The 25,734-nt window shown below is 49.9% G+C and carries 23 protein-coding genes and 2 tRNA genes; 24 read left to right on the top strand and 1 reads right to left on the bottom strand.

Annotated features, from left to right (window positions below):
• Positions 1-24 precede the first annotated feature (24 nt).
• The 7 genes from EBS36_00440 (at position 25) to clpX (ending at position 6,424) form a co-directional block, all read left to right on the top strand.
• On the top strand, positions 25-942 hold the full coding sequence (locus tag EBS36_00440; GenBank protein ID NBU31630.1) for an ABC transporter ATP-binding protein: 918 nt from the start codon (positions 25-27) through the stop codon (positions 940-942).
• Entirely contained in the window at positions 939-1,736 is a 798-nt protein-coding gene (locus EBS36_00435; GenBank protein NBU31629.1) for a hypothetical protein, read from the top strand. Before EBS36_00440 ends, EBS36_00435 begins: the two co-directional genes overlap by 4 nt.
• 335 nt (positions 1,737-2,071) lie before the next feature.
• A tRNA-Pro gene (locus tag EBS36_00430) sits at positions 2,072-2,144 on the top strand.
• A gap of 79 nt (positions 2,145-2,223) precedes the next feature.
• Positions 2,224-3,558: a trigger factor gene (gene tig, locus EBS36_00425; protein NBU31628.1), complete on the top strand. Its 1,335-nt coding sequence runs from the start codon at positions 2,224-2,226 to the stop codon at positions 3,556-3,558.
• Between the two features lie 143 nt (positions 3,559-3,701).
• Complete coding sequence (locus EBS36_00420) at positions 3,702-4,340, top strand: ATP-dependent Clp protease proteolytic subunit (protein NBU31627.1); 639 nt, start codon at positions 3,702-3,704, stop codon at positions 4,338-4,340.
• A gap of 2 nt (positions 4,341-4,342) precedes the next feature.
• Positions 4,343-4,981 carry an ATP-dependent Clp protease proteolytic subunit gene (locus EBS36_00415; GenBank protein NBU31626.1) on the top strand — a complete coding sequence of 213 codons (639 nt, stop codon included), beginning with the start codon at positions 4,343-4,345 and terminating at the stop codon, positions 4,979-4,981.
• Positions 4,982-5,143: 162 nt separating this feature from the next.
• Complete coding sequence (clpX, locus tag EBS36_00410) at positions 5,144-6,424, top strand: ATP-dependent Clp protease ATP-binding subunit ClpX (protein ID NBU31625.1); 1,281 nt, start codon at positions 5,144-5,146, stop codon at positions 6,422-6,424.
• A 56-nt stretch (positions 6,425-6,480) separates the two neighbouring features.
• Here the strand turns inward: clpX and valS are convergent, their stop codons facing one another.
• Positions 6,481-9,030, bottom strand: a complete 2,550-nt coding sequence (gene valS, locus EBS36_00405; protein NBU31624.1) for a valine--tRNA ligase — start codon at positions 9,028-9,030, stop codon at positions 6,481-6,483.
• 41 nt (positions 9,031-9,071) lie between these two features.
• Between valS and EBS36_00400 the strand changes: the two genes are divergently transcribed.
• The 17 genes from EBS36_00400 to EBS36_00320 all read left to right on the top strand — a co-directional run bounded on the left by EBS36_00400 (position 9,072) and on the right by EBS36_00320 (position 25,712).
• Positions 9,072-10,418 carry a bifunctional folylpolyglutamate synthase/dihydrofolate synthase gene (locus EBS36_00400; GenBank protein NBU31623.1) on the top strand — a complete coding sequence of 449 codons (1,347 nt, stop codon included), beginning with the start codon at positions 9,072-9,074 and terminating at the stop codon, positions 10,416-10,418.
• Entirely contained in the window at positions 10,415-10,783 is a 369-nt protein-coding gene (locus EBS36_00395) for a DUF4233 domain-containing protein (GenBank protein ID NBU31622.1), read from the top strand. Before EBS36_00400 ends, EBS36_00395 begins: the two co-directional genes overlap by 4 nt.
• 10 nt (positions 10,784-10,793) lie before the next feature.
• A complete protein-coding gene (locus EBS36_00390) occupies positions 10,794-11,201 on the top strand; it encodes a nucleoside-diphosphate kinase (GenBank protein NBU31621.1) in 408 nt (135 codons plus the stop codon).
• 77 nt (positions 11,202-11,278) lie between these two features.
• On the top strand, positions 11,279-13,225 hold the full coding sequence (locus EBS36_00385) for a TIGR03960 family B12-binding radical SAM protein (protein ID NBU31620.1): 1,947 nt from the start codon (positions 11,279-11,281) through the stop codon (positions 13,223-13,225).
• Complete coding sequence (locus tag EBS36_00380; protein NBU31619.1) at positions 13,215-14,000, top strand: DUF2344 domain-containing protein; 786 nt, start codon at positions 13,215-13,217, stop codon at positions 13,998-14,000. The genes EBS36_00385 and EBS36_00380 overlap by 11 nt, the downstream gene beginning before the upstream one ends.
• 105 nt (positions 14,001-14,105) lie before the next feature.
• A complete protein-coding gene (locus EBS36_00375) occupies positions 14,106-16,328 on the top strand; it encodes an Rne/Rng family ribonuclease (protein ID NBU31618.1) in 2,223 nt (740 codons plus the stop codon).
• Positions 16,329-16,405: 77 nt separating this feature from the next.
• The gene (gene rplU, locus EBS36_00370) at positions 16,406-16,951 is read left to right on the top strand and encodes a 50S ribosomal protein L21 (protein ID NBU31617.1); all 546 of its coding nucleotides are present in this window, start codon (positions 16,406-16,408) and stop codon (positions 16,949-16,951) included.
• Positions 16,952-16,961: 10 nt separating this feature from the next.
• A complete protein-coding gene (locus EBS36_00365) occupies positions 16,962-17,216 on the top strand; it encodes a 50S ribosomal protein L27 (protein ID NBU31616.1) in 255 nt (84 codons plus the stop codon).
• A gap of 70 nt (positions 17,217-17,286) precedes the next feature.
• A complete protein-coding gene (gene obgE, locus EBS36_00360) occupies positions 17,287-18,762 on the top strand; it encodes a GTPase ObgE (GenBank protein NBU31615.1) in 1,476 nt (491 codons plus the stop codon).
• The gene (locus tag EBS36_00355) at positions 18,755-19,867 is read left to right on the top strand and encodes a glutamate 5-kinase (protein ID NBU31614.1); all 1,113 of its coding nucleotides are present in this window, start codon (positions 18,755-18,757) and stop codon (positions 19,865-19,867) included. Before obgE ends, EBS36_00355 begins: the two co-directional genes overlap by 8 nt.
• A gap of 14 nt (positions 19,868-19,881) precedes the next feature.
• Positions 19,882-21,153 carry a glutamate-5-semialdehyde dehydrogenase gene (locus tag EBS36_00350; GenBank protein ID NBU31613.1) on the top strand — a complete coding sequence of 424 codons (1,272 nt, stop codon included), beginning with the start codon at positions 19,882-19,884 and terminating at the stop codon, positions 21,151-21,153.
• Positions 21,154-21,256: 103 nt separating this feature from the next.
• Positions 21,257-21,862, top strand: a complete 606-nt coding sequence (locus tag EBS36_00345) for a nicotinate-nucleotide adenylyltransferase (protein ID NBU31612.1) — start codon at positions 21,257-21,259, stop codon at positions 21,860-21,862.
• Positions 21,862-23,052 carry a hypothetical protein gene (locus EBS36_00340; protein ID NBU31611.1) on the top strand — a complete coding sequence of 397 codons (1,191 nt, stop codon included), beginning with the start codon at positions 21,862-21,864 and terminating at the stop codon, positions 23,050-23,052. The genes EBS36_00345 and EBS36_00340 overlap by 1 nt, the downstream gene beginning before the upstream one ends.
• Positions 23,049-23,408 carry a ribosome silencing factor gene (rsfS, locus tag EBS36_00335; protein NBU31610.1) on the top strand — a complete coding sequence of 120 codons (360 nt, stop codon included), beginning with the start codon at positions 23,049-23,051 and terminating at the stop codon, positions 23,406-23,408. The genes EBS36_00340 and rsfS overlap by 4 nt, the downstream gene beginning before the upstream one ends.
• 2 nt (positions 23,409-23,410) lie before the next feature.
• Positions 23,411-24,070 (top strand): histidine phosphatase family protein, encoded by a 660-nt coding sequence (locus tag EBS36_00330; protein NBU31609.1) that lies wholly within the window; start codon positions 23,411-23,413, stop codon positions 24,068-24,070.
• A gap of 45 nt (positions 24,071-24,115) precedes the next feature.
• Positions 24,116-24,191 (top strand) — tRNA-Ala (locus tag EBS36_00325).
• A gap of 21 nt (positions 24,192-24,212) precedes the next feature.
• Positions 24,213-25,712: a CoA-acylating methylmalonate-semialdehyde dehydrogenase gene (locus EBS36_00320; protein NBU31608.1), complete on the top strand. Its 1,500-nt coding sequence runs from the start codon at positions 24,213-24,215 to the stop codon at positions 25,710-25,712.
• The last annotated feature ends 22 nt before the right edge of the window (positions 25,713-25,734 follow it).

The raw sequence follows: 25,734 nt of genomic DNA, 5'->3' as shown, positions 1-25,734 counted from the left end.
AGCGGTGCTGCTTATCGTTCAGGTATGAGTGCGCCTGAATCCACCAGCCCACCAATAATTTCGCTCACTAGGCTTTCTAAGTTTTACGGAAATACTGTTGGCATTCAGGACATCTCATTCGATGTTGCCCCAGGAGAAGTTCTTGGTTTCCTTGGCCCTAATGGCGCTGGCAAGACTACTGCGATGCGCGTCCTTGTTGGCTTAATACATGCCACATCTGGGTCGGCGTCAGTGCTAGGAAGCGATGCGCTGAAATTTGATTCCCAACTTCGCTCGGAAATTGGGTACTTGCCAGGAACCTTGGAGCTTTATCGCCAGATGTCAGGACAAGATTTTTTGAACTTCCTCGCGCAGATGCGCCAACGAGATTGCACCAACCAATTTAATAGTCTGGCCGAGCGCTTAGAAGTTGACCTGACAAAAAAGTTGTCAGATTTATCAAAGGGTAACCGGCAAAAAATCGGTGTAATTCAAGCATTTATGCATGATCCAAAAGTTTTAATTCTCGATGAGCCAACTAGCGGGCTGGACCCACTAGTCCAGCGTGAATTTGAGTTGATTCTCAACGAATCGCGAGAGCGTGGGGCAGGCGTGCTCTTATCGTCACATGTACTCAGTGAAGTGGAGCACTTGGCTGACCGGGTTGCCGTCCTAGACAAGGGCAAGCTACTTGCAGTTGAAAAAATTTCAACCCTCAAATCTAGGGCGACTCGAACTCTGGACCTCACTTTTATTCAGCAAGTTACCCAAGATGTCTTTTCCCGTGTGCCAGGTGTAGAACATGTTTCGATTCGTGGTGGACAGGTTACTTGCGAGGTGGTCGGGACGGAAACCGAACTGTTAAAGGTTGCCGTTGAACATGGGGTAGTCAATGTGTGTTCACGCGAGGTATCTCTTAATGATGTATTTATTTCTCTTGTTGAGAATGGAGTTTCCCAATGAGGTTTGCCCTCATAAAGAAAACCTGGATGGATCAGCGACGTTCTGTGCTCTGGTGGATATTGGGCATCGGCATTTTATGCACGGTTCAGTTGTGGGTGTATCCAACCATTCGCGATTCGGCAGCTGCATTACAAAAATTTCTGGACCTGTATCCTGACGCGCTGAAAAAGATATTCAGAATGCAGGACTACACATCAGGACCTGGCTATTTATCGACTGAGCTGTTTAGTTTGATGCTCCCTCTGATTCTGATTGCAATCGGCTGTTCGGCTGGTGCTCGCGCCGGCGCAGCAGAGGAGGAAGATGGCACAGCAGATTTATTACTCGCCTTACCAATTTCACGGCGAGCTACACTGGCCAACAAAGTTCTAGCCAATTTGGTGGTACTGACGCTATTTGGATTGCTCATCTTTCTGATCCTCGCCCTAGGTGCTCCGATTGTGAATCTGCCCATTTCAAATTTCGATCTATTCGCTGGTGTAGTCAGTACCACACTCCTAGGTGTGGCTTTCAATAGTTTGACCACCTTGGCTGGCGCGACATCTGGTCGAAAAGGTCTGGCCTTAGGCGTTGGTGTTGGCAGTGCGCTAACTTTCTACATTTTGTTTTCACTAGCTGGACTTGTTAACTCATTCGAGCATGCATTACCCATCAACCCCTTTCAATGGACGATAGGTCATGCGCCACTATTCAACGGAATGGATTGGGTTGGCTGCGCCAAACTTGCTGCCTTTAGTGTTTTATGTCTCCTAGTAAGTGTTTGGGGATTTGAACGCCGAGACATTCGAACCTAAATATAAAATTTAACCTTTGGTTCGATCCCGGGCAGCGGTAGTTACTGGAGCGGGTGACCATCTTTGCGAAGTAGTGAGCAAAGAAATAGATACAGTCGAACCTTTGGTTCGATCCCGGCAGCGGTAGTTACTGGAGCGGGTGACCATCTTTGCGAAGTAGTGAGCAAAGAAATAGATACAGTCGAACCGGCATGGCCAGCTTGGAAGGCTGGGGCTCTACCATTGAGCTACACCCGCGGGAGTCAGAATTAACAGTTATCCATTGGACTACTTATTCTAATTTCTGACCGCGGTTTAGCCTATCGTATTTTTTGCATTAGACTTCTTTAGGTATTCGGGGCGTAGCGTAGTGGCTAGCGCGCCTGCTTTGGGAGCAGGAGACCGAGAGTTCGAGTCTCTCCGCCCCGACTCTGGGTGGTCACGGACTCTTTGGGTCCGTGACCATTTCACACCGCGCCAAGCGGTTTCTTGATTATTTAGGAGAGCTGTGAAAACCGCAGTAGAAAATCTGTCAGCATCAAGGGTCAAGGTTTCAGTAGATCTGGATTTTTCCGAATTGAAGCCGAGTTTGGATGCTGCCTACCAGCGCATCGCTTCACAAGTAAATATCCCCGGATTTCGCAAAGGGCATGTACCTGCGCGAATTATTGACCAGCGCTTTGGCAAGGCAGCAGCGCTTGACGAAGCAGTAAATGATGCCATTCCATCAAGTTTGGCGAAAGTCGTAGTTGACAACAATCTGGTTCAGATGAGTCGCCCAGAAGTTGATGTGACTTCACTGGATGAAGAAACTGGCCTTAGTTTTACCGCTGAATTTGATGTTCGCCCAGATTTTGAATTACCAAAATTTGCTGAACTCAAGGTAGTAGTTGATGATCCCGAAGTCACTGACGCCGCTGTCGAAGAGCAACTAGATGACTTACGCGCTCGCTTTGGCTCGCTAAAGACTGTTGAACGCGCGGCAAATGACGGCGACATTGTTGTCGTTGACTTAAGAGGGTCACATAACGATGTTGATGTGCCAGATTTGAGCGCACAGGGCTTGAGTTACGAACTCGGTTCACAGGGAATGGTTGATGGATTCGATGACGCAGTTCGCGGGGCATCTGCCGATGAGGTTCGGCACTTCGTCTTCACGCCAACAAATGGCGAATGGGCCGAGAAGGCAGTTGTTGTTGAAGTAACTGTCCGTCAAGTGCGTGAACGTGAACTACCTAAAGCAGACGACACATTTGCGCAACTAGCTAGTGAGTTCGACACAATTGATGAACTGCGAGCCGATTTACGGGAACGCCTTGGCCGGATGCGACTTATGGAACAGGCCTATCAAGCTCGGGACTTGGCCCATGATGCCCTAATGGAAGCGATCAAAGTTGAAGTGCCAGCCGGCGCAGTGGCCGATGAAATCTCGGCACACTTCCATGATGGCCATGGTGATGAAGCCCATCGTGATGAGTTTGAACAGCAAGCACGCACTGGCATCAAGAGTCGAATGGTTTTGGATAAGATTGTTGAGTCGGAAGACTTGCAGGTTAATGATGCAGAAATGACGCAGTGGCTCATAACCGAAGCTCAGCGCTATCAAATGGCTCCTGACCAGTTTGCAGACGAACTTGTGAAAGCTGGGCAGATCAATGCCGCAGTAGCCGAAGTGCGTCGAACAAAGGCATTATCTTTCGTGTTGGAACAGGTCCAGGTTGTTGATAAGTCTGGCCGCACTGTTGATTTGGAATCAGTCCTACGCGGGCCAAAGTCGGACGCTGAGTTTGATTCAGACTTTGATACCGAATCAGATACAGATAATTTCGAAGCAAACGAATAAGTACCAGCCTTCCTGAACTGAACAACTTCGGGCACTTTTCCCACGCTGTGAGCGAACATCACTATGTCGCTAGGACTAATGGCGTACCCAACAGGTAGTGTCTAACTAAACAAGTTCTTCAGCAGCTTTCGAAGGAGTCAGCAGTGAGTGGAATTGAGGTGCCGGGTCTAATCGTCCCGGAATCGCGAACCCCAGCCCCAAGTTCAGCCGGGTTTGATGATTCGGTTTATCAGCGATTGCTGCGCGAGCGCATCATCTTCCTTGGGTCACAGGTAGAAGACACAATGGCTAACGCAATTTGTGCGCAGATGTTAGTTCTTTCTGCTGATGATCCAGAGCGCGACATCTTCCTCTACATAAATTCTCCAGGTGGCTCAGTTAGTGCTGGTATGGCCATCTACGACACCATGCAGTACATCAAAAATGATGTGGCCACAGTTGCCATGGGTCTAGCGGCGTCAATGGGACAGTTCTTGTTGTGTGCCGGAACTCGAGGCAAGCGCTATTCACTTCCACATGCGCGCATCATGATGCATCAGCCGTCAGGTGGCATCGGCGGCACAGCATCGGACATCAAGATCCAGGCCGAGCAGATGCTGTACACCAAGACCAAGATGGCTGAGCTAATCGCTGAACACACCGGCCAGAGCCAAGAGACCATTAAGAATGATTCAGACCGAGACCGCTGGTTTACAGCCGATGAGGCAAAAGAATATGGATTCGTTGACCATGTCGTGCGCAGTGCCCGCGACGTCATTGGCGATGGCGGAACAGGGGCGTAATTATGGACAAGAGACTTTCACCTGCCGAATACACACCACAAGCACGCTACATTCTTCCGAGTTACATCGAGCGCACGCCACAAGGTGTTCGTGAATACAATCCGTACAACAAGTTGTTTGAAGAGCGCATTATCTTCTTGGGCGTGCAGATCGATGATGCATCCGCTGACGACGTGATGGCACAATTGCTGGTTCTTGAATCCCTAGATCCTGAGCGCGACATTCAGATTTACATCAATTCACCTGGTGGTTCATACACAGCAATGACCGCGATTTACGACACCATGCAGTTCGTCAAGTGTGATGTGCAAACAGTTTGCTTGGGCCAGGCAGCATCTGCTGCGGCGGTGTTACTTGCAGCGGGCACACCCGGAAAGCGCTTTGCGTTGCCACATGCTCGGGTTTTGATTCATCAGCCTTACACCGAAGGCGGTGGCCAGGGAAGCGACATTGAAATTCAGGCAAACGAAATCATTCGAATGCGCGAAGAGATGGAAGGTATTTTTGCCTTGCATACTAAACAAGACATCGCTCAGGTGCGTAATGATATTGAACGCGACAAAATTTTGACCGCGCCGATGGCTAAAGAGTACGGAATCATTGACGAAGTACTCTCTACTCGGGTCCCGCTTAACAAGTAACGAGCTAACTTAAGTCCGAGCGATCCAGTTGGTGGGTTAGCAAGTTTTCAATACTTTCTCGTGTTTGCGGCGTGTGCAACAAGAGATAGTCAGCGTTTCGGGGTAGTTTGAGATAACACTCTCTAGTAACTGCAACACTTATTCCCCCAGGAGGTGCACACCATGGCTCGAGTTGGAGACGGTGTCGACCTGTTGAAGTGCTCGTTTTGTGGCAAAAGCCAAAAACAAGTCAAGAAGTTAATCGCTGGTCCCGGCGTTTACATCTGTGACGAGTGCATCGACCTTTGCAACGAAATCATTGAGGAAGAATTAGGCGAGTCGGTCAATCTTGGCTGGGACGAGTTACCTAAACCTCGGGAAATATATGCATTCTTAGACCAGTACATCATCGGCCAAGATACTGCAAAGAAATCACTTTCAGTTGCCGTGTACAACCATTACAAGCGGGTACAAGCAGGTGCAAATAGTGGCGGGCGTGACGAAACTGTCGAGTTAGCAAAGTCCAACATCTTGCTCTTAGGTCCAACTGGATCTGGCAAAACCTTGTTGGCCCAGACTTTGGCCCGAATGCTTAATGTACCTTTTGCAATTGCGGATGCTACGGCGCTTACGGAAGCCGGTTATGTTGGCGAGGATGTCGAGAACATCTTGCTTAAGCTGATCCAGGCTGCTGATTACGATGTAAAGAAGGCCGAAACTGGCATCATCTACATAGATGAAATTGACAAGGTTGCTCGCAAGAGCGAAAACCCGTCAATTACTCGAGATGTTTCAGGCGAAGGAGTGCAGCAAGCGCTCCTTAAGATTCTGGAGGGCACCACCGCTTCTGTCCCACCACAAGGCGGCCGCAAGCATCCACATCAGGAATTTATTCAGATTGACACGACAAATGTGCTCTTCATTGTTGGCGGGGCCTTTGCTGGCCTAGATGAAATCATTCGCCAACGTGTCGGCAAGAAATCACTCGGTTTCACTTCGACAATTGACGAAGTTTCTGAAGATGACTTCGAAATCTTTAGCCAGGTCATGCCCGAAGACATGCTGCGCTTTGGCATGATCCCGGAATTTATTGGCCGACTGCCAGTATTTACTTCTGTTAATGCACTCGATGAAGAAGCGTTGGTGCGAGTGTTAACCGAGCCACGAAATGCCTTAGTTCGCCAGTACCAAAAGCTATTTGAATTGGATGGCGTTGAACTGGAATTCACCCAAGATGCTTTGGCTGCTGTTGCAAGTCAGGCAGTACTGCGTGGCACCGGCGCTCGTGGCCTACGGGCAATTCTTGAAGAAGTGCTGCTGTCAGTGATGTACGACGTACCAAGTCGTGAGGATATTGCTCGAGTTGTAATTGACAGTGACGTTGTGCTCAAGCACGTAAATCCAACTTTGGTGCCCCGCGAAGCACCAGCGCCTAAGCGCATTCCAAAGGAAAAATCTGCATAAGTTATCTTCCAAAACAAAACCCTCGGCAATCGCCGAGGGTTTTGTTCTTTCCACATCTATTCAGTCGCTGGAACTAAATCTGCAGTTACTAGAATCTGTTCACCATCAACTACGAAATCAAAGTCACCTAAGACCCGACCCGCCGCAAGTAAGTCACTTGTCGCCTGCTTAATTAATTCAGCTTGTTCTGCGCTAGCGGTGATAACTACATTTTTCAGTTCGGCCTTCATTGAAACTTTTGCCTCACTCTTGACTTTGCGAAGTCCAGACAAAGCTTCCGCCACTGAACTCAAAGTTTGAGCATTGCCACCATGACTTCGCAGTTGCTCTGATTTTGGCCAATCACCGGTATGGATTGAACCTGCTTTCCACCATGACCAAACTTCTTCGGTGACAAATGGCAGAAACGGTGCGAATAACTTGAGCAAAGTTTCCAGAGTTAGGGTCAATGTTGCTTTCGCTGATTCTGCCACTGCTTCGCCAGCCAATCCGTACGCTCGGTCCTTAACTAATTCGAGGTGATCGTCACAGAAAGCCCAGAAGAATGACTCAGTGACCTCAAGGGCCTTGGTGTAGTTGAATAACTCAAAAGCGGCAGTTGCCTGATCGACCACATCGGCCAATGCAGCTAACAACGCCCTATCGATTGGCTCTGTCACCGCGGAAACCGGAGAAGTTCCTTGACTGAGGACAAACTTGCTCGCATTTAAGAGCTTCACGGCAAGACGACGACCAATTTTCATCTGACCAACATCGAATGCAGTGTCAGTGCCTGGTCGGCCTGAAGCCGCCCAGTATCGAACAGCATCGCTACCATGTTCATCAAGCAAATCAATAGGCGTTACTACATTGCCTTTTGACTTACTCATTTTCTTGCGGTCTGGATCCAGAATCCAGCCACTAATTGCCGCATGCTTCCAAGGAAGTTCGTTTGATTCAAGATGAGCGCGAACTACAGTACTGAATAGCCAAGTGCGAATGATTTCGTGAGCTTGCGGACGAACATCAAATGGCCAGACACGTTGCCAGAGGTCGTCGTCCACGCTCCAGCCACCAGCAATTTGTGGCGTCAAGGATGAGGTGGCCCAGGTATCCATCACATCAGGATCGCCAATGAAGCCGCCGGCCATACCTCGTTGTTCGGGCGCATAACCTGGCGGACAATCAATTGACGGGTCAACTGGCAAAGCACCATCTTCTGGCACTAGCACTTCATCCCACTTTGGATTTCCGTCTGCATCCACCGCGTACCAGACGGGAATTGGTACGCCAAAGAACCGCTGTCGAGAAATTAACCAGTCGCCATTTAGTCCTTCGACCCAGTTTTCATAACGCACTTGCATGTGCGCTGGATGCCAAGTTAGTTCGCCACCCCGAGCCACCAACTCGCGGCGGAGATTCTGGTCACGGCCACCATTTCGGATGTACCACTGACGTGTGGTGACGATCTCAAGTGGCTTGTCACCCTTTTCAAAGAACTTAACCGGATGGGTAATTGGTCGGATTTCTCCGTCAAGATCACCGGATTCACGCAAAAGTTCAGCCATTTTCTCTTTGGCTGAATGTGCAGTAAGTCCGGCTATTGCCGAGTACACATTTTGGCCGAGCTCAGATGCAATCCAGGTCGGTGCCTCACTAATAATTCGGCCGTCCCAGCCAATGATTGGCCGGGTTGGAAGTTGTAATTCGCGCCACCAAATTACGTCGGTTAAGTCTCCGAAGGTACAAATCATGGCAATACCTGAACCCTTTTCTGGGTCGGCGAGCGCATGCGCTACAACGGGCACTTCGACGCCGAACAGAGGCGAAGTAACTGTTGTGCCAAAAAGTGGTTGGTATCTTGGGTCATCAGGGTGTGCAACCAGTGCAACACAGGCAGCTAGAAGTTCGGGCCGAGTAGTTTCAATAAATAATTTGTCACCATTTGGTTTATGAAATGAAACTCGATGGTAAGCACCAGGACGCTCTCGATCCTCTAGTTCAGCTTGGGCAACTGCAGTGCGGAAAGTTACATCCCATAATGTCGGGGCTTCAGTTTGGTAAGCCTCATTACGCTGCAGATTATGCAAGAACGCGCGCTGTGAAATTGCTTGTGACCTTGCACCAATTGTTTGATATGTCATTTTCCAGTCAACACTGATGCCTAGCCGACGCCATAATTCTTCGAAGACCTTTTCATCCTCGACGGTCAGGCGTTCGCAAAGTTCTACAAAGTTGCGACGGGAAATTGCAATTGGGTCTTTACCCACCTCAGCCGGTGGTTCGAATGTTGGATCATATGGAAGTGAAGGATCGCACCGAACGCCAAAATAGTTTTGCACCCGGCGTTCGGTTGGCAGGCCATTGTCATCCCAGCCCATCGGATAAAAAACTTTCTTACCCGTCATTCGCTGGTACCTAGCTACACAGTCAGTGTGAGTGTAAGAAAAAACATGACCTACGTGTAATGACCCACTCACAGTAGGAGGCGGAGTGTCAATTGAGAAAACTTCAGGTCGAGTCGCATCTCGGTCAAAGTCGTATGTTCCTGCAGCGTCCCAGACGTTGAGCCATTTTTGCTCAAGGCCATCTAGGGCTGGCTTGTCTGGAACAGAATTAGCGGTCATGAGGCTTAATTCTGCCAGAACTTGCACTCTAGACTTAACCCGTGACCAGGGAAACCGAATTAACTGAATTAGCCCGTGTTGAGGAAGTATTAAATTCCCGCTGGCCCGAGACTCGAATAGAGCCGAGCTTGTCGCGCATTTCACAGCTCATGAACCTCTTGGGCGACCCACAACTGAGTTACCCCGTAATTCATATCACTGGAACCAATGGTAAATCCTCCACCGCTCGCATGATTGAAAGTCTGCTCAGAGCCAGGGGCCTGACAACTGGACTTGTTACCAGTCCACATCTGCACAGCATTACTGAGCGGATTCAACTGGCTGGTCAGCCGATTGCGCCTGACAAATTTGTTAGTGCCTACGATGAGATTGAGCCCTACCTGGCCGTCGTTGATGCAACCAGCATTAATAGCGGCGGTCCCGCAATGTCCTACTTTGAAGTATTGACGGGTCTTGCGTTTGCCATCTTTGCTGATACTCCCGTCGATGTTGCAATAGTGGAAGTCGGAATGGGCGGAACCTGGGACGCGACAAATGTAGTGCAACCGCAAGTTAGTGTGATTACCCCTATCGGCCTAGATCACACTGATTACTTGGGTGAAACCGTGGAACTTATTGCCAGCGAAAAGGCAGGCATCATCAAGTCAGGTTCGATCGCTGTGCTAGCGGCTCAAGATCCGCAAGCGGCTGAAGTTTTGCTGCAGGCAGCGGTGGGTGTAGAGGCGCCCGTGTTGCGTGAAGGTGTTGAGTTTGGCGTATTGAATCGTGCATTAGCCCTTGGTGGTCAAGTAATCTCACTGCGTGGAATTACCGGAGATTATCCAGAAATTCTGTTGCCACTTTTTGGCGAACATCAAGCAACAAATGCAAGTGTTGCTCTCACTGCAGTTGAAGCTTTCTTTGGTGGCGCTGAATCCATAAGTGATGAAACAGTGCGCGAAGCCTTTGCTAGTGTCACCTCACCGGGTCGACTTGAAGTCGTTCGTCGCAGCCCAACAGTATTAGTTGATGCTGCGCATAATCCGCATGGCGCAAAGGTACTTGCCCGAGCCCTAGAAGAGTCATTTGATTTCATATCAGTTATCGGAGTGCTTTCAATCATGGCCGATAAGGATGTTGATGGAATCTTGTCCGCATTTGATGGAATATTTGATCAAGTTGTAGTGACTTCGAATGGAACTGTGCGAGCCATGTCTACAGCCGAACTAACTGAAAAGGCACAAGGTGTTTTTGGCGCAGACCGAGTAACTTCAGCACCCAATCTTGCCGACGCTATTTCTCAGGCAATTGCGTTGGCTGACGATGCCGGCACTAGTGGAATTGGTGTTGTCGTCACTGGCTCGGTTGTTACCGCTGGTATTGCTCGAGCCATTGCGAGGAAGTCATGAAAGTAATGGGCAGTGCCGTAATGGCACTTGAAGTCATCGTACTTGGACTAGTGATGCCAGTTGCTCATGTGGTTTACGACTATCCGTTGGGCACTGTTGTTTGGGTTAGCGGCGGTCTAATGTTGCTGTGCATACTCTCGATTGGCAGCATGCGCCGCGATCGACGCACGGCTGTTGCTACGGGAAGCTTTGTCCAACTCTTAGTTCTAATCTGTGCGATTTTTATTAAACCTTTTTTGGTGCCTGCAATTCTGTTTGGCTTGATTTGGATCCTGGCGGTCGTACTTAGCGCACGAGTGGATGCGGCCAAGGCCGAGCAGAACCCAGAAGTACTAGACGATTCTGATACGCCGGAAACCCTTTAGACTAGACCTCATGGCAGAGAAAACCCTAGTTTTAATCAAACCTGATGGCGTGCAGCGTGGCCTAATCGGTGAAGTGCTCTCACGAATTGAACGCAAGGGCTTCAAAGTTCTCGCACTTGAACTGCGCACCCTAGAGCGCCAGGTTGCAGAAACTCATTACGAAGAGCATCGAGATAAGCCGTTTTTTCCGTCGCTGGTTGATTTCATTGTCAGCGGTCCACTGGTTGCCGCAGTAATCGAAGGACCAGATGCAATTCTGTCTTGGCGTCAGATGATGGGTGCAACTAATCCAGCGAATGCAGCGCCGGGAACAATTCGTGGTGATCTTGCGACTGAAACTCAATTCAACGTCACGCATGGCTCAGACTCACCAGAATCTGCCGCTCGCGAGATTGCACTTTTCTTTCCGAAACTCTAACAACTTTCAACTCTAGGCAGTAGGTAACCGTGACGATAGCAACAAGCAGAAGTGAAACGGTTTCCTCAGTATTTCCGATGTTAGAAAGATTGCTACCGCATGTCCAAAAGCCAGTTCAGTATGTTGGTGGTGAACTCAATGCAGTCACAAAACCGTGGGATGAAGTCAAAGTTCGCTGGGCACTGATGTATCCAGATGCCTATGAAGTCGGTATTCCTAATCAGGGTGTCCAAATTCTTTACGAAGTGTTGAATGAGCGTGCCGATACGCTATGTGAGCGCACATATGCGGTTTGGCCTGACTTAGAAAAGTTGATGCGCGAAAACGAGGTGCCCCAGTTCACGGTAGATGGGCATCGACCCGTTGGAGCGTTTGATGTATTCGGCGTTTCCTTCTCAACCGAATTGGGTTACACCAACATGCTTACTGCTCTAGATTTAGCAGGCATCCCAATCCATTCTGCACAACGGACCGAGTCACATCCGATTGTGGTTGCTGGCGGGCATGCGGCATTTAATCCAGAGCCAATCGCAAATTTCATTGATGCTGCAGTTTTGGGCGATGGTGAACAGGCAGCTTTAGCCATAACGGACATCGTTTTGCAATTCAAACTTGATTGTGAAGCCGGTGTAGTTGCTAGCGAGACCAATTTGCGTGAAGAACTCCTGCTTCGACTTGCAAAATCAGGTGTCGTTTATGTTCCTGCTTTTTATGATGTGGAATATCTGCCAGATGGTCGAATTCGCCGAGTTACGCCAAACCGTGCAGGCGTACCGTTTCGCGTTGCCAAGCACACTGTGATGGATCTCGACAAGTGGCCATATCCAAAGGCGCCATTAGTACCACTTGCCGAGAGCGTCCACGAACGGATGAGCGTTGAAATTTTCCGCGGTTGCACTAGAGGCTGCCGTTTTTGCCAAGCTGGCATGATCACTCGGCCGGTTCGTGAACGATCTAAAACCACCATTGCCGACATGGTGCAAAACGGTCTGGCGAAAACGGGCTACGAAGAAATTGGCTTACTTTCACTATCTAGTGCTGACCACAGTGAGATTGCCGACATTGCGAAAGGTCTTGCCGACCGATATGAGCAATCGCAGACATCCCTTTCACTTCCAAGCACCCGAGTGGACGCCTTCAACATCGATTTGGCAAACGAACTAACTCGTAATGGCCGCCGCAGTGGTTTAACTTTTGCACCCGAAGGTGGCAGCGAGCGTATTCGCCGAGTCATTAACAAGATGGTTTCTGAAGAAGACTTAATTCGGACAGTGACTGCTGCTTATGGCGCAGGCTGGCGCCAAGTGAAGCTCTACTTCATGTGTGGCTTGCCAACCGAAACGGATGAAGATGTGTTGCAGATTGCTAGGTTAGCTCACGAAGTCATCAAAGCCGGCCGAGTCGCTTCAGGGCGGAAGGACATTCGTTGCACGGTTTCTATTGGCGGCTTTGTACCTAAGCCTCATACTCCGTTCCAGTGGGCCGCTCAACTCGATCATGAAACAACTGATTCTCGACTGTTCAAACTTCGTGACGCAATTCGCAATGACCGTGAGTTTGGCAAGTCGATTGGCGTTCGCTATCACGATGGCAAGCCAGGAATTGTCGAAGGCATTTTGTCTCGAGGCGATCGCCGAGTAGGCAAAGTGATTGAGCAAGTTTGGCGCTCCGGAGCCCGCTTTGACGGCTGGAGCGAACACTTTTCCTTTGACATGTGGATGCAGGCAGCACAAATTGCCCTCGCCGATGAGCCAGTTGACGTTTCTTGGTTCACAACTCGTGAGCGCGAGCTTGCCGAAGTTTTGCCATGGGACCATTTGGATTCGGGCCTTGACAAAGAATGGCTCTGGGAAGATTGGCAAGATGCTTTAGCTGAAGTTGAGGTTGACGATTGTCGCTGGACACCATGTTTTGACTGCGGAGTTTGTGATCATATGGGGACTGAGATTCAAGTTGGTCCAACTGAGGGTGTGTTACTGCCGCTACCACAAATTAAATCGAAAGTAATTGCCAGTGGCTCGTGATCCAGGTCGCGAAATTGTTCCAGCCGTTCAGAAGTTGCGCATCCAGCATGCAAAGCGTGGTCGGTTAAGGTTCACCTCTCATCGTGACTTTCAACGCGCATTTGAGCGAGCGCTACGACGCGCAAATGTACCCATGGCATACAGTGCTGGCTTTTCCCCGCACCCCAAGATCTCGTATGCAAATGCTGCCGCAACTGGCGTTGCCAGTGAAGCGGAATATGTGGAAATCGGGGTAGTACAAAAAGTTGAGCCAGATGCTTTGCTGCAGGTACTTAATGAAGTCTTGCCACCGGGTTTTGACATTCTGGCAGTCGTTGAGGCCCGAACTCCAGATTTTGTGGCCAGACTCGAAGCAAGTCATTGGCACATTGAACTTCCTGCGGTTCCGCCTGCTGAAATCTTGAACGCAGTGAAAAAGTTCTTGAGCGAGACCGAAGTTATGGTTGAGCGAAATACTAAATCTGGACTCCGCACTTTTGATGCCAGGTCAGCAGTTTTGCGCATTGAAATTCAGGATTTACAGTCGCCACAAGCGTTGGCAACTAAGGATGAACCGGATTTGGCCCAAATGTGTGCAATACTTCAAGTAGTTGTTCGGCATGGAACTCCATCCGTTCGACCAGACGATGTGCTGGTAGCTCTAACAAAAGTTGCTGGGCTTGTCCTTCCGTATCCCGCACGGGTAACTCGGTTAGCACAAGGCCCGCTTGGTGCAGATGGCTGGTCAGTCGATGATCCACTTGATCTCGATCGACAGACCGCCGCCACTTCCTGAGCCCGACATCGTGACACATAGGCTTTTGCGCCCCTAGCGGGCGTGGGTGATCGCTTGCGAGCGTACCTGTTGGTGCATTCGTGGGTTGAATAGGAGAACGACATTATGTCGGATGAAAATCATACAGAAGTAACTGGTATGCAAGTAAAGAAAACTAGGAATAAGAGTGCAGTTAAAAAGGCTGCAAAGCCAGCGCCAAAAGCGCAAGCACCTGCGCAGTCCGAGCCGGTAGCCCAAAAGGCGGCAAACAAAAAGGCGGCAAACAAAAAAGCGGAAGCGCCAGTTGTGGCCACTGAAGTTGAGCCAAAAAAATCAGCTCGTAAGGCTCCGGTTGCTGTTCCAGTCTTTCAAGCGCCACCAACTGCGCCTGTCAAAGGTGCGACAAAGAAAGCTACTGACAAGCCAGTAAAAACTGCAACTAAGGTCGCAGCCAAGGGCTCAAAGTCTGGCGATTCAGCCGTAACTGACACCAAAAAGCGCGCGAATAAAAAAGTGGCTTCGGAAGAGGTCGCTGACTCAACAAGCAGTGACACAGAAATTGATACTCCACCAACCTCAAAGAACCGCAGTCGGAATCGTAAGAACAAGAATCGCGATCGTGGAACTTCGACAGAGATTGATTCAGCAAGTATTAGCGACTTAGATTCAGACGATGCTGAAAGTGCAACGCACAAGCGCAGCCGGAAGCGCAATCGCGATGGTGCAGCGGATGACTCAGGCTCAATTCGCTTAGATGCAAAACGTCAACGTCGCCGCGACGGGCGTGATGCCGGTCGTCGTCGCGCATCAGTTGTGACTGAAGCGGAGTACTTAGCTCGCCGAGAAAATGTTGATCGAGTAATGGTCGTGCGCCAGCAGGGTCCACGTACCCAGATTGCCGTACTTGAAGACGGTGTCTTAGTTGAGCATTACATTAACCAATCTTCAAGTGGCTCACTTGTCGGAAATGTTTATGTCGGCCGAGTCCAGAATGTGTTGCCAGGTATGGAGGCTGCCTTCGTAGACATTGGCAAAGGGCGTAACGCAGTTTTGTACGCAGGCGAAGTGAACTGGGATGCCGCCGGTCTTGAAGGACAGTCCAAGCGCATTGAGTCAGCGCTCAAAACTGGCGACACTGTATTAGTTCAAGTGACTAAAGATCCGGTCGGACAAAAGGGAGCACGACTAACAAGTCAGATTTCGATCCCTGGGCGTTTTGTGGTTTATGTACCAAACCATCCGATGACTGGAATCTCGCGCAAATTACCAGAACGCGAACGCACTCGGCTCAAGAACATCTTGCGCGAAGTAGTTCCCGAGACTGGTGGCGTAATTGTCCGCACTGCTTCGGAAGGTGCGAGTGAAGAAGAATTATCTCGCGATGTGGCCCGCTTAGTTGCCCAATGGGAAGACATCGAAGCAAAGGCAAAACTTTCGTCACCGCCAACAATGCTGTACGCCGAGCCGGATATCTCAATCAAGGTCGTGCGAGATATCTTCAATGAAGACACCAAGAAGCTTGTTGTATCTGGTGATGATGCCTGGGACACTGTTGATCAGTATGTGAAATATGTTGCTCCCGATTTAGCTGATCGCTTAGAGCGCTATGTCGGCAGTAAAGATGCCTTCACGCATTATCGAGTTGATGAGCAGATTGCTAAGGCATTAGACCGCAAAGTGTATCTTCCCTCCGGTGGATCATTAGTAATTGACCGAACCGAGGCAATGACTGTTGTTGATGTGAACACCGGAAAATTTATTGGTCAAGGTGGAAACCTGGAAGAAACAGTTACCCAGAACAACTTAGAAGCAGCTGAAGAGATTGTTCGACAACTTAGACTTCGTGACATCGGTGGCATCATTGTCATTGACTTTATTGACATGGTGCTGGAAAGCAACCGCGATCAAGTAATCCGCCGCCTAATTGAATGCCTAGGTCGCGATCGAACGAAACATCAAGTTGCCGAGGTGACCTCTCTTGGCTTGGTCCAGATGACCCGCAAGCGAATCGGTGCGGGTTTACTTGAGGTATTTGGCCAGTCATGTGATCATTGCAATGGCCGAGGCGTAACAATTCATATGGACGGGCTGCCAGCAGGTAAAGGAAATCGCGATACGGGTAACGAAAGTGGCCGTGGACCAAAAGCCGGAAAGATCCACAAGTTTGACCCCGAAGCGGGACATTTGGTCGAAGTCGAAGGTTCAATAGAATCCGACTTTGAAAACTTAGAGATTTCCGAAGAAAAGTCGGAAAAACCCAATAAGAATGGGCAAAAACGTGGTCGACGCAGTGCCAGTCGGCCGGCCGGACAGCCAAGTTCTACCCCAGTAGCAGAGTTCACGGTTTGACCTTGACCCTGCTTAATCCGTAACCTTATGAGGCTTACCTTTTAAGGATTTTCACCACTTTTGCAAGGAGTAACACTGTGTACGCGATCGTTCGATCTGGCGGACGCCAAGAGAAAGTCGTCGTTGGCGATGTAATCACCCTTGATCGGGTTGATGCAACACCTGGCGACACCGTAGTTCTGCCAACATTACTTTTAGTCGATGGCGACAAAGTCACCTCCGATAGCAAAGCTCTTGCGGGAATTACCGTAACTGGCGAAGTTGTTTCGCATGGCAAGGGTCAGAAGATTGAGATCCTGCGCTACAAGAACAAGACTGGCTATCGCCGTCGTCAAGGTCATCGTTCCGCCTTGACTGATGTGCAAATTGTCCAGATTGGGTCAACCAAGATCGCAGATAAGGATAAGCTTGCTGCTCCGGTAGCTAAGAAAGCGGCCAAGAAAGCAGTTGCAAAAAAGGCTGCGCCAAAGCCTGAAGTTGCCGAAGTAGTAGCCGAGGCAACAGATGCGCCAGTTGCAAAAAAGGCGCCTGCAAAAAAGGCTCCTGCCAAGAAGGCTACAGATGCTCCAGTAGCAAAAAAGGCTCCTGCCAAGAAGGCAGCGCCAAAGAAGACGGAAGAGTAGGTCATAACTCATGGCACATAAAAAGGGTGCGTCCAGCACACGCAATGGTCGCGATTCAAATGCACAGCGTCTAGGCGTAAAGCGTTTCGGCGGACAGGTTGTAAGCGCTGGCGAGATCATCGTGCGTCAGCGTGGCACACATTTTCATCCAGGACAGAATGTTGGTCGTGGTGGTGACGATACTTTATTCGCCTTGACTGCTGGCGCTGTTCAGTTCGGTACTCGTCGCGGTCGTCGTGTCGTCAACATTGTTCCAGCGGGCTAAATCCGCGATTCAATTTTTTGCAAAGCGGGCCTGAAAACATCGGGCCCGCTTTTACGTTTAGGAGGTAATTGTGACCAGCTTCATTGATCATGTCCTCCTGCATGTTCGTGGCGGCAATGGCGGAAATGGTTGTGCTTCTGTACACCGTGAAAAGTTCAAACCACTCGGTGGTCCCGATGGCGGCAACGGTGGTAAAGGTGGCGATGTAACACTTGTCGTTGATACCTCAATCACAACTTTGCTTGAGTATCACCGGAGTCCTCATCGATCAGGTGGCAACGGTAAGCCGGGCCAGGGCGACCATCGCAATGGCGCTAATGGCACAGAATTAGTACTTCCTGTTCCTGATGGCACGGTGGTTACCCTCAGCGATGGAACGGTGTTGGCTGATTTAGTCGGTCAAGGCACTTCTTACGTTGTGGCCGCTGGCGGTCGTGGTGGCTTGGGAAATGCAGCATTGGCCTCAACTCGCAGAAAAGCACCCGGCTTCGCTTTACTTGGCGAGCCTGGGGTAGAGCGTGACGTCGTACTCGAACTCAAAACTGTTGCCGACATCGGCTTGGTAGGTTTCCCGAGCGCCGGCAAGTCTTCGTTGATTGCGGCTATGTCGGCAGCTCGGCCAAAAATTGCTGACTACCCGTTTACCACTTTGGAGCCGCACCTTGGTGTTGTTCAAGCCGGGGAAACCACATTCACCATTGCGGATGTGCCAGGACTAATTCCAGGCGCAAGTTCCGGAAAAGGTTTGGGGCTAGAGTTTCTTCGCCACATTGAAAGATGTGCTGCGTTAGTTCACGTGCTTGACTGCGCGACCTTGGAATCAAATCGTGATCCAATACGTGACTTAGATGCGCTTGAACAAGAGCTCGAGCAGTATGGCGGACTTCAAGATCGACCAAGATTGGTTGTCTTGAATAAAGTCGATCTTCCTGAAGGCCGGGATCTAGCTGAGATTGTTTTGCCAGATTTACACGCCCGTGGCTACACGGTATTTCTGGTTTCGGCTGTTAGTCATGTGGGCCTGCGTGAACTCGGATTTGCCATGGCAACAATCGTTCGGGATGCTCGGGCTGCCGCACAAATTGAGGCTGCCGATCGGCCACGAGTTGTTGTGCGGCCAAAGTCCGTCGATGATTCAGGATTTACAGTAACTGTTGAGCGTGCTGGCGAAGAATTGCGATACCGGATTATTGGTGAGCGAATAGAACGTTGGGTGCGGCAGACGGATTTTGCTAACGATGAAGCCGTTGGTTACCTAGCGGATCGGTTGGCCCGGGCAGGAGTTGAACTGGAACTGGCCAAGCAAGGCGCTGTTGCTGGCAGTGAAGTTGTGATTGGCACTGGACCATCGGCTGTTGTCTTTGACTGGCAACCAACAGTCTCAGACTTGCATCAAGGTCCTCGTGGCACCGATGAACGACTCGTTGACATGAATCGACCAAATGCAGCCCAGCGGTTAGCAGAGCATCGTAAACGGCAATATGGTGACGAATATGCTTTGGCAGATGATGTAGCAATACAGGAAGGGGACGAGGAAGATGCGTAACGATATCGCACGAGCCAAGCGCATTGTGGTGAAAGTTGGTTCCTCGTCACTAACTACTAGACGAGGCGGACTTGACGAAAGTCGCCTTACCGAACTGGTGCAGGTAGTTGCAGCAAAACAAAAAGATGCTGAAATTGTTCTGGTATCTAGTGGTGCAATTGCCGCAGGACTGGCACCGCTTGGTTTACAGTCTCGGCCGACGGACTTAGCCACACAGCAGGCCGCGGCTAGTGTTGGTCAGTCTCTTCTCGTCGCTAAGTATGCCGCTGCTTTTGCTGCTCATCAAGTTACGGTAGGGCAGGTTTTGCTGACCGCAAATGATGTGATCAGACGTGCACAGTACCGAAATGCGCAGCGTAGCTTGCAGCGATTGCTTGAACTTGATGTTCTGCCAATTGTGAATGAGAACGACACCGTTGCGACCGATGAAATTAGATTCGGTGACAATGATCGTCTGGCTGCACTCGTTGCCCATGTAGTTCAAGCGGATGCACTTTTTCTATTCTCGGATGTTGATGGTCTATACAATGATGATCCAACCAATCCCGAGGCAAGCATTATTGAACAAGTGAGTGATTTTTCGCAGTTGTCTGAAGTGGCAATTGGCGGAACGGGCTCATCCGGTGTTGGCCTTGGGGGAATGGCAACCAAAGTTAAGGCAGCTCAAATCGCCACGTCGGCGGGGATCCCAGTGGTGCTAACTGCTACCTCGAACGCTGCCGCCGCGCTTGCCGGCCAGAGTGTAGGCACCTATTTCGCGCCAGCAGCAAAACTGCCCACTCGCTTACTTTGGCTTCTGCATGCCACAACATCCCTTGGCAAGTTGTTCCTTGACGACGGTGCGGTGTCAGCAGTGATTGACCGCCGCATGTCACTGTTGCCAGCAGGTATTACCGAAGTTGAAGGCAACTTTGTCGCAGGCGATGCAGTGGATCTAGTTGATCAATCGGGCAAACTAGTGGCTCGGGGGATTGTTTCATTCGATGCTACTGAGCTACCTGCTCTGATAGGCAAAAAAACATCTGAAATTTCGTCCGAGTTTGGTGAAAGTTTCGACCGCGAGGTTATCCACCGAGACGACTTGGTAGTGATCCCCGAACAATAAGAGAGAATAGATTTATGACTGATGAACGTGCTGAAGTGTTAGCCGCCGCCGAGCGCGCGCGCTCTGCTGCCATGGTCTTGCGGAATTGTTCTCGCGCTGAAAAAGATGCCGCACTACTAGCCATGGCAAATGCCTTAGTTTTACACACCGATGTGATTGTGTCAGCGAATTCCAAAGATATTGCGGCCGCTGAGCAAAATGGGACAGATGCCGCCATCATCGATCGACTTAAGCTAAATCGAGAGCGCATTGAAGCAGTTGCGCAAGGACTGCGTGATGTCGCGGCACTGCCTGACCCAGTTGGTGAAGTAGTGCGTGGATACACCTTGCCTAACGGACTTGAGGTAAGGCAGCAGCGGGTTCCCATGGGTGTAATCGCCATGATCTATGAGGCCCGACCAAATGTAACTGTTGATGCTGCTGGTTTGGCACTCAAGAGTGGAAATTGTGTTTTACTGCGTGGTTCTTCATCGGCATTTCAGACGAATGTGGAATTGGTTGCAGTCATGCGAAGTGCATTAGAGCACTCACCTGTTCCAGCCGATGCAATTCAATTGGCACCTGGGGCAACTCACGAAGCGGCAAAGCACTTAATGACGGCACGTGGCCTGGTAGATGTTGTTATCCCGCGCGGTGGAGCGGGACTCATTAATGCTGTTGTCGAGCAGTCAACTGTCCCAGTCATAGAGACGGGAGTAGGAAATTGCCATGTCTACATAGATGAGTCTGCAGACATTGAAAAAGCCGTTGCAATCACGGTAAATGCTAAGACACAACGAACGACGGTTTGCAATACTGCTGAAACACTTCTAGTCCACGAATCTATCGCGCCCAAAGTACTACCTAACTTGTTGGCAGCTTTGAAGGACAAAGGAGTAACTATTCACGGAGACAAAGAATTTGCCGAATACTCTGCCGAGGCTGGCATCAGCTTCGTTCCCGCCAACGACACCGATTGGTCAGATGAGTATTACAGCCTAGACATTGCCGCCGCGATTGTGCCGAACATAGAGGCGGCGATTAGTCACATTCGAAAATGGTCTACAGGGCATACCGAAGCAATCATTAGCGAGTCCCAACAGGCTATTCGACACTTCACTAGTTCAGTAGATTCCGCGGCAGTCATGGTTAACGCGTCTACTCGCTTCACAGATGGTGGCGAATTTGGCTTCGGTGCTGAAATCGGAATATCCACGCAAAAACTACATGCTAGGGGTCCCATGGGGCTACCAGAACTAACAACTACGACTTACATTGTCACTGGCGATGGCCACATCAGAAGCTAAGAAAGAAAGTAGAATTTAAACATGAGTGATTTTCCATGGTGGGGTTTCGGACTCGTCGCCTTTGGCCTTTTGTCACTGGCACTCTACTTAGTAACCCGATTTAATCCTGATCGCTAGAAACGTGAAGCGCATTGGAGTGCTTGGTGGGACATTCGATCCCATCCACATTGGACATTTGGTTGCTGCCAGTGAGGCGCACTCCCAACTTGCATTAGATCAAGTTCTTTTTATCCCAGCCGGCACGCCTTGGCAGAAATCTGAGCAAGACATCACGCCTGGCAATATTCGATTAGAACTACTCAATCTTGCAGTTGCTCGTGATGACCGATTTTCAGTGAGTGATATCGAAATTAAGCGCGAAGGCCCAAGCTATTCAATTGATACTTTTGACGAATTGATGGACCTGGATCCAGCTGCTAATTTCATCTGTCTTGTCGGTGCAGACGTTGTCTCAAAAATACCGACTTGGCATCGCTGGCAAGATTTCGTCAAGAAAGTTTCTATCGCTGTAGTCAGTCGTTCAGGAATAGCAGTAGGAGAGTTGCCATTTGCTGTGACCGAAGTTCCGATTCCAGAAGTTGCAATCTCGGCAAGTACGCTCAGGCAGCGATATGCCGCTGGCGAGCCGACAAGGTATCTAATCCCCGATTCAGTCGATGAGTACATTCGCACCCATGGACTTTATGGAGCAGGACAAGACGAGTTCTAATGCACCGTCTTCCAAATTTTTTGAAATGGCTCGTGGGCTCTCTACTTGCTATTGCAATTCTGACTGGTTTGATGCTTTTACAAAATCCGAAAAGCAATCGAGATAAATTAAATTTGCTTGCCCCGCTTAATCAAATTTCAGCAACCCCAGAAACCAAAGAGGTGCAGACCCTGTTGGTTGAAATTACGGACAACAAGCAACAGTTTGTTGTTGGTGCACTGTTGATCAGAGACGGACAGAAGTCCATGATCGCTGCACTAGACCCTAATGTCGTGGTTGACCTGAGGTTGTTTGGCCTTCGCGATTTGCACAGTGCCACCAATCAAGTTTCTACTGGCCAAATTGTTGATGCCTTAAATGTGGCTAGCGGGTTAGACATCGAAGGAGTACTCAACCTGACGCAAATCGGACTCGGAGCTCTGCTCGATGACATCGGTGGCCTTACTGTTCAAACTCCCATTTCAGTAACGCTTGCTCAAGCAAGCGATGACAGTCCAAAACTCTTGCGTGCGGGCAAACATAAACTTGATGGAGCAACGGCAGCAGCATATGCGGTCTTTCGTCGCCCTGGTGAATCTGTGATTGAGCAGAGCAAAAGATTTCGACCAGTCTTAACAGCAGCACTAGATTCGCTACCAAGACAGCAGCAGGCAATCAATGCTCGACTAAATTCACTGGGCCAATCAGGCAGTACGAATTTGACTGACCTAGACATCGCTGGTTTCTTAGCTCAGACGCGCGGCACTTGGGAAACAGCGGACACATTAATTTTGGCCACTGAACCTTCGCAGTTACGAGCAAAAGCTAAACCTAATTGGCTTTGGCTAAATACCAGTTCCATTTATTCAACTTTCTTGAGCGACGCACCTGGTGCGCTTTGGAGCAGTGACTCCAATCGGTTACGAGTAACCGTTTCGAGTCGTACCGCTTCCGAGCGTTTGATAGTCCGAAAATTGTTAAGTCGCGGAACAATCTATTTTGTAGATGGAGGCAGCACCGCACCAGCACTTAATTCACGCCTAATCGTCACAGAGACTGTGCCGAAATCCCTTGTTTCCGAAATTAAGAAAGATTTGTCTTTGCCTAACCTAGAGGTGCAAGTGGTATCTCAAATATCAACTGGAACTGACATGCAATTAGATTTAGGTGAAGATTTCAATAAGAACCAAAACCAGGAGAGCAATCAGTGACGGCAACAGATCATGCAATAGGCATCGCCAAAGTTGCTGCGCAAGCTGCTTTTGATAAGCAAGCCACAGAAATTGTCCTACTTGATGTCAGCGAACATCTGGTGATTACCGATTTATTCCTAATCTGCACCGCGCAAAATGAGCGACAGGTAAATGCAATTGTCGACGCAATTGAAGAAGAGTTAGATGCCCAAGGAGTCGAACCTATTCGCCGCGAAGGGCAACGGGAAGGTCGCTGGGTACTTTTGGACTACTTCGACATGGTCGTGCATATCCAGCAAGCGCAGGAACGATCTATATATGATCTGGAACGGTTGTGGCGTGACTGTGAGCACATTCCATTGGAATTGAGTTAACTGTGGCTGGTAGAACACTTGTTCTCTGGCGCCACGGGCGCACCTCATGGAATTCGGTAAGCCGATTTCAAGGACAAGAAGATGTGCCATTGGATGAAGTTGGGTTTGATCAGGTTCGGCGAGCCGCGCAAACTTTAGTTGGCCTGCAACCCACTCATATCGTGTCCAGTGATTTGTCGCGCGCCCTAGACACGGCCCGAGCGCTAGCACGCCTGGCCGAGTTGGAAGTACAGGTCGATCCAGATTTACGTGAAACATTTGCCGGTCAGTGGCAAGGATTGACAAAAACCGAATTAATGGAACGCTTCGCTAGTGACTACTCCGCATGGGGTGGCGACTCAAATGTGCGCCCTGGTGGTGGCGAGACTCGATTGGAAGTAGCCCAGCGGGTAATGCGGGCGATCAATGGCGCACTAACTTCAGTTCCAGACGGTGGCACTTTGGTTGTTGCTTCACATGGTGGAGCGCTGCGCGCAGGACTGGGCAGATTGTTAGCCCTTGAACCAGCGCAATGGACTGCACTCGGGGTACTAGCAAATGCGCAATGGACAGTACTTCAGGAGCTCGATGAAAACATTCCCCGCCCGCCAGGATTGCAGTGGCGCTTAGCCGAATACAACGCAGGTTCGCTGCCGGAACCTGTTATGGGTGATGACCGTTAAGCCAGTCGCCGACCAATTATGTTCTGCGGTAGCATTAATAAGTCCGGGGCTGTGGCGCAGCTGGTAGCGCACCTGCATGGCATGCAGGGGGTCAGGGGTTCAAGTCCCCTCAGCTCCACCAATACCAAACTAGGAGCGATATATGAGTAATCGCATTACCCATTGGATTGACGGTAAATTTTATTCAGGTCCAACTGATCGAACTGGTCCTGTTTTCAACCCTGCAACAGGCGAACAAACCGGCACTGTAGATCTAGCCAGTACTGAAGTCGTCGATGTTGCCGTAGCTGCTGCCGTTACTGCCGGCAAATCTTGGGCCCAAACTTCGCTGACTAAGCGGGTCGCTGTGATGTTTGAATTCCGCGAACTCTTAAATGCTCGCAAGGATGAAGTCATCGCACTCATCACCGCTGAACATGGCAAAACGCTCGAAGATGCAAAGGGCGAACTTGCCCGCGGTCAAGAAGCAGTTGAATTTGCTTGCGGCATTCCACATCTGATGAAGGGTTCGTATTCTGAAGGCGTTTCAACTGGGGTTGATGTTTACAGTATCCGCCAACCACTTGGCGTTGTTGGAATCATCTCGCCGTTTAACTTTCCGGCGATGGTGCCTATGTGGTTCTTCCCAATTGCGATTGCAACAGGCAACACTGTAATCGTCAAGCCGAGTGAAAAAGATCCAAGTGTGGTTAACTACATCGCAGAACTTTGGAAAGAAGCCGGCTTACCTAAAGGCGTATTTAATGTTGTTCACGGTGACAAGGAAGCGGTTGATCGCTTACTGACTCATCCAGATGTCAAAGCCATCAGTTTTGTTGGCTCAACCCCGATTGCTAAATACATTTACGAAACTGGCACCGCGCATGGCAAGCGGGTGCAGGCACTTGGAGGCGCAAAGAACCACATGGTGGTACTACCTGATGCCGATCTTGACTTAGCGGCTGATGGTGCAGTGAATGCTGGATTTGGCTCAGCAGGCGAGCGTTGCATGGCCATTTCGGCGCTTATCGCCGTTGAACCAGTTGCTGATGAATTGATTGCCAAGATTTCCCAGCGCATAAGCACGCTCACTTTGGGTGCTGGAGTAACCAACTCAGACATGGGACCGCTTATTAGCGCGGTTCATCGAGATAAGGTCCGTGGCTACATAGACGCCGGCATTGAGGCTGGGGCAACTTTGGTTGTTGATGGACGCAAACCTGAAATTTCGGACAAAGCTTTGACTGGAGGATATTTCCTAGGTCCAACATTGTTTGACAATGTCACAACCGACATGAGCATTTACCAAGAAGAAATCTTTGGCCCAGTTTTGGCAGTAATAAGAGTTTCGAGTTATGCGGAAGCACTCAAACTGGTAAATGAGCATCCCTACGGCAATGGCACAGCGATCTTCACAAATGACGGTGGAGCAGCTCGCCGATTCCAGCACGAAGTTCAAGTTGGCATGGTTGGTATCAACGTGCCAATCCCAGTACCGATGGCCTACTACTCATTCGGCGGTTGGAAAGCTTCTTTGTACGGTGATACCCACGCCCATGGCACTGAAGGCGTGCATTTCTTTACGCGCGGCAAAGTTGTAACGAGCCGTTGGCTAGACCCAAGCCATGGTGGGTTGAATTTGGGCTTCCCAACAAACGGTTAATCTTCGGTAGGCTAGGTGTCTG

It is taken from the genome of Actinomycetota bacterium (genome assembly GCA_009923495.1).
GTDB lineage: Bacteria > Actinomycetota > Actinomycetes > S36-B12 > UBA5976 > UBA5976.
This window is presented reverse-complemented; position numbering and strand designations above follow the sequence as displayed.

Bases quoted from the DNA above. Each gene is read 5' to 3' on its own strand.
- clpX (NBU31625.1), top strand. From the start codon at position 5,144: ATGGCTCGAGTTGGAGACGGTGTCGACCTGTTGAAGTGCTCGTTTTGT.
- EBS36_00350 (NBU31613.1), top strand. From the start codon at position 19,882: ATGACTGATGAACGTGCTGAAGTGTTAGCCGCCGCCGAGCGCGCGCGC.
- valS (NBU31624.1), bottom strand. From the start codon at position 9,030: ATGACCGCTAATTCTGTTCCAGACAAGCCAGCCCTAGATGGCCTTGAG.
- EBS36_00355 (NBU31614.1), top strand. From the start codon at position 18,755: ATGCGTAACGATATCGCACGAGCCAAGCGCATTGTGGTGAAAGTTGGT.
- EBS36_00440 (NBU31630.1), top strand. From the start codon at position 25: ATGAGTGCGCCTGAATCCACCAGCCCACCAATAATTTCGCTCACTAGG.
- EBS36_00340 (NBU31611.1), top strand. From the start codon at position 21,862: ATGCACCGTCTTCCAAATTTTTTGAAATGGCTCGTGGGCTCTCTACTT.
- EBS36_00375 (NBU31618.1), top strand. From the start codon at position 14,106: ATGTCGGATGAAAATCATACAGAAGTAACTGGTATGCAAGTAAAGAAA.
- EBS36_00385 (NBU31620.1), top strand. From the start codon at position 11,279: ATGTTAGAAAGATTGCTACCGCATGTCCAAAAGCCAGTTCAGTATGTT.
- EBS36_00435 (NBU31629.1), top strand. From the start codon at position 939: ATGAGGTTTGCCCTCATAAAGAAAACCTGGATGGATCAGCGACGTTCT.
- EBS36_00415 (NBU31626.1), top strand. From the start codon at position 4,343: ATGGACAAGAGACTTTCACCTGCCGAATACACACCACAAGCACGCTAC.
- EBS36_00320 (NBU31608.1), top strand. From the start codon at position 24,213: ATGAGTAATCGCATTACCCATTGGATTGACGGTAAATTTTATTCAGGT.
- EBS36_00390 (NBU31621.1), top strand. From the start codon at position 10,794: ATGGCAGAGAAAACCCTAGTTTTAATCAAACCTGATGGCGTGCAGCGT.
- EBS36_00395 (NBU31622.1), top strand. From the start codon at position 10,415: ATGAAAGTAATGGGCAGTGCCGTAATGGCACTTGAAGTCATCGTACTT.
- EBS36_00365 (NBU31616.1), top strand. From the start codon at position 16,962: ATGGCACATAAAAAGGGTGCGTCCAGCACACGCAATGGTCGCGATTCA.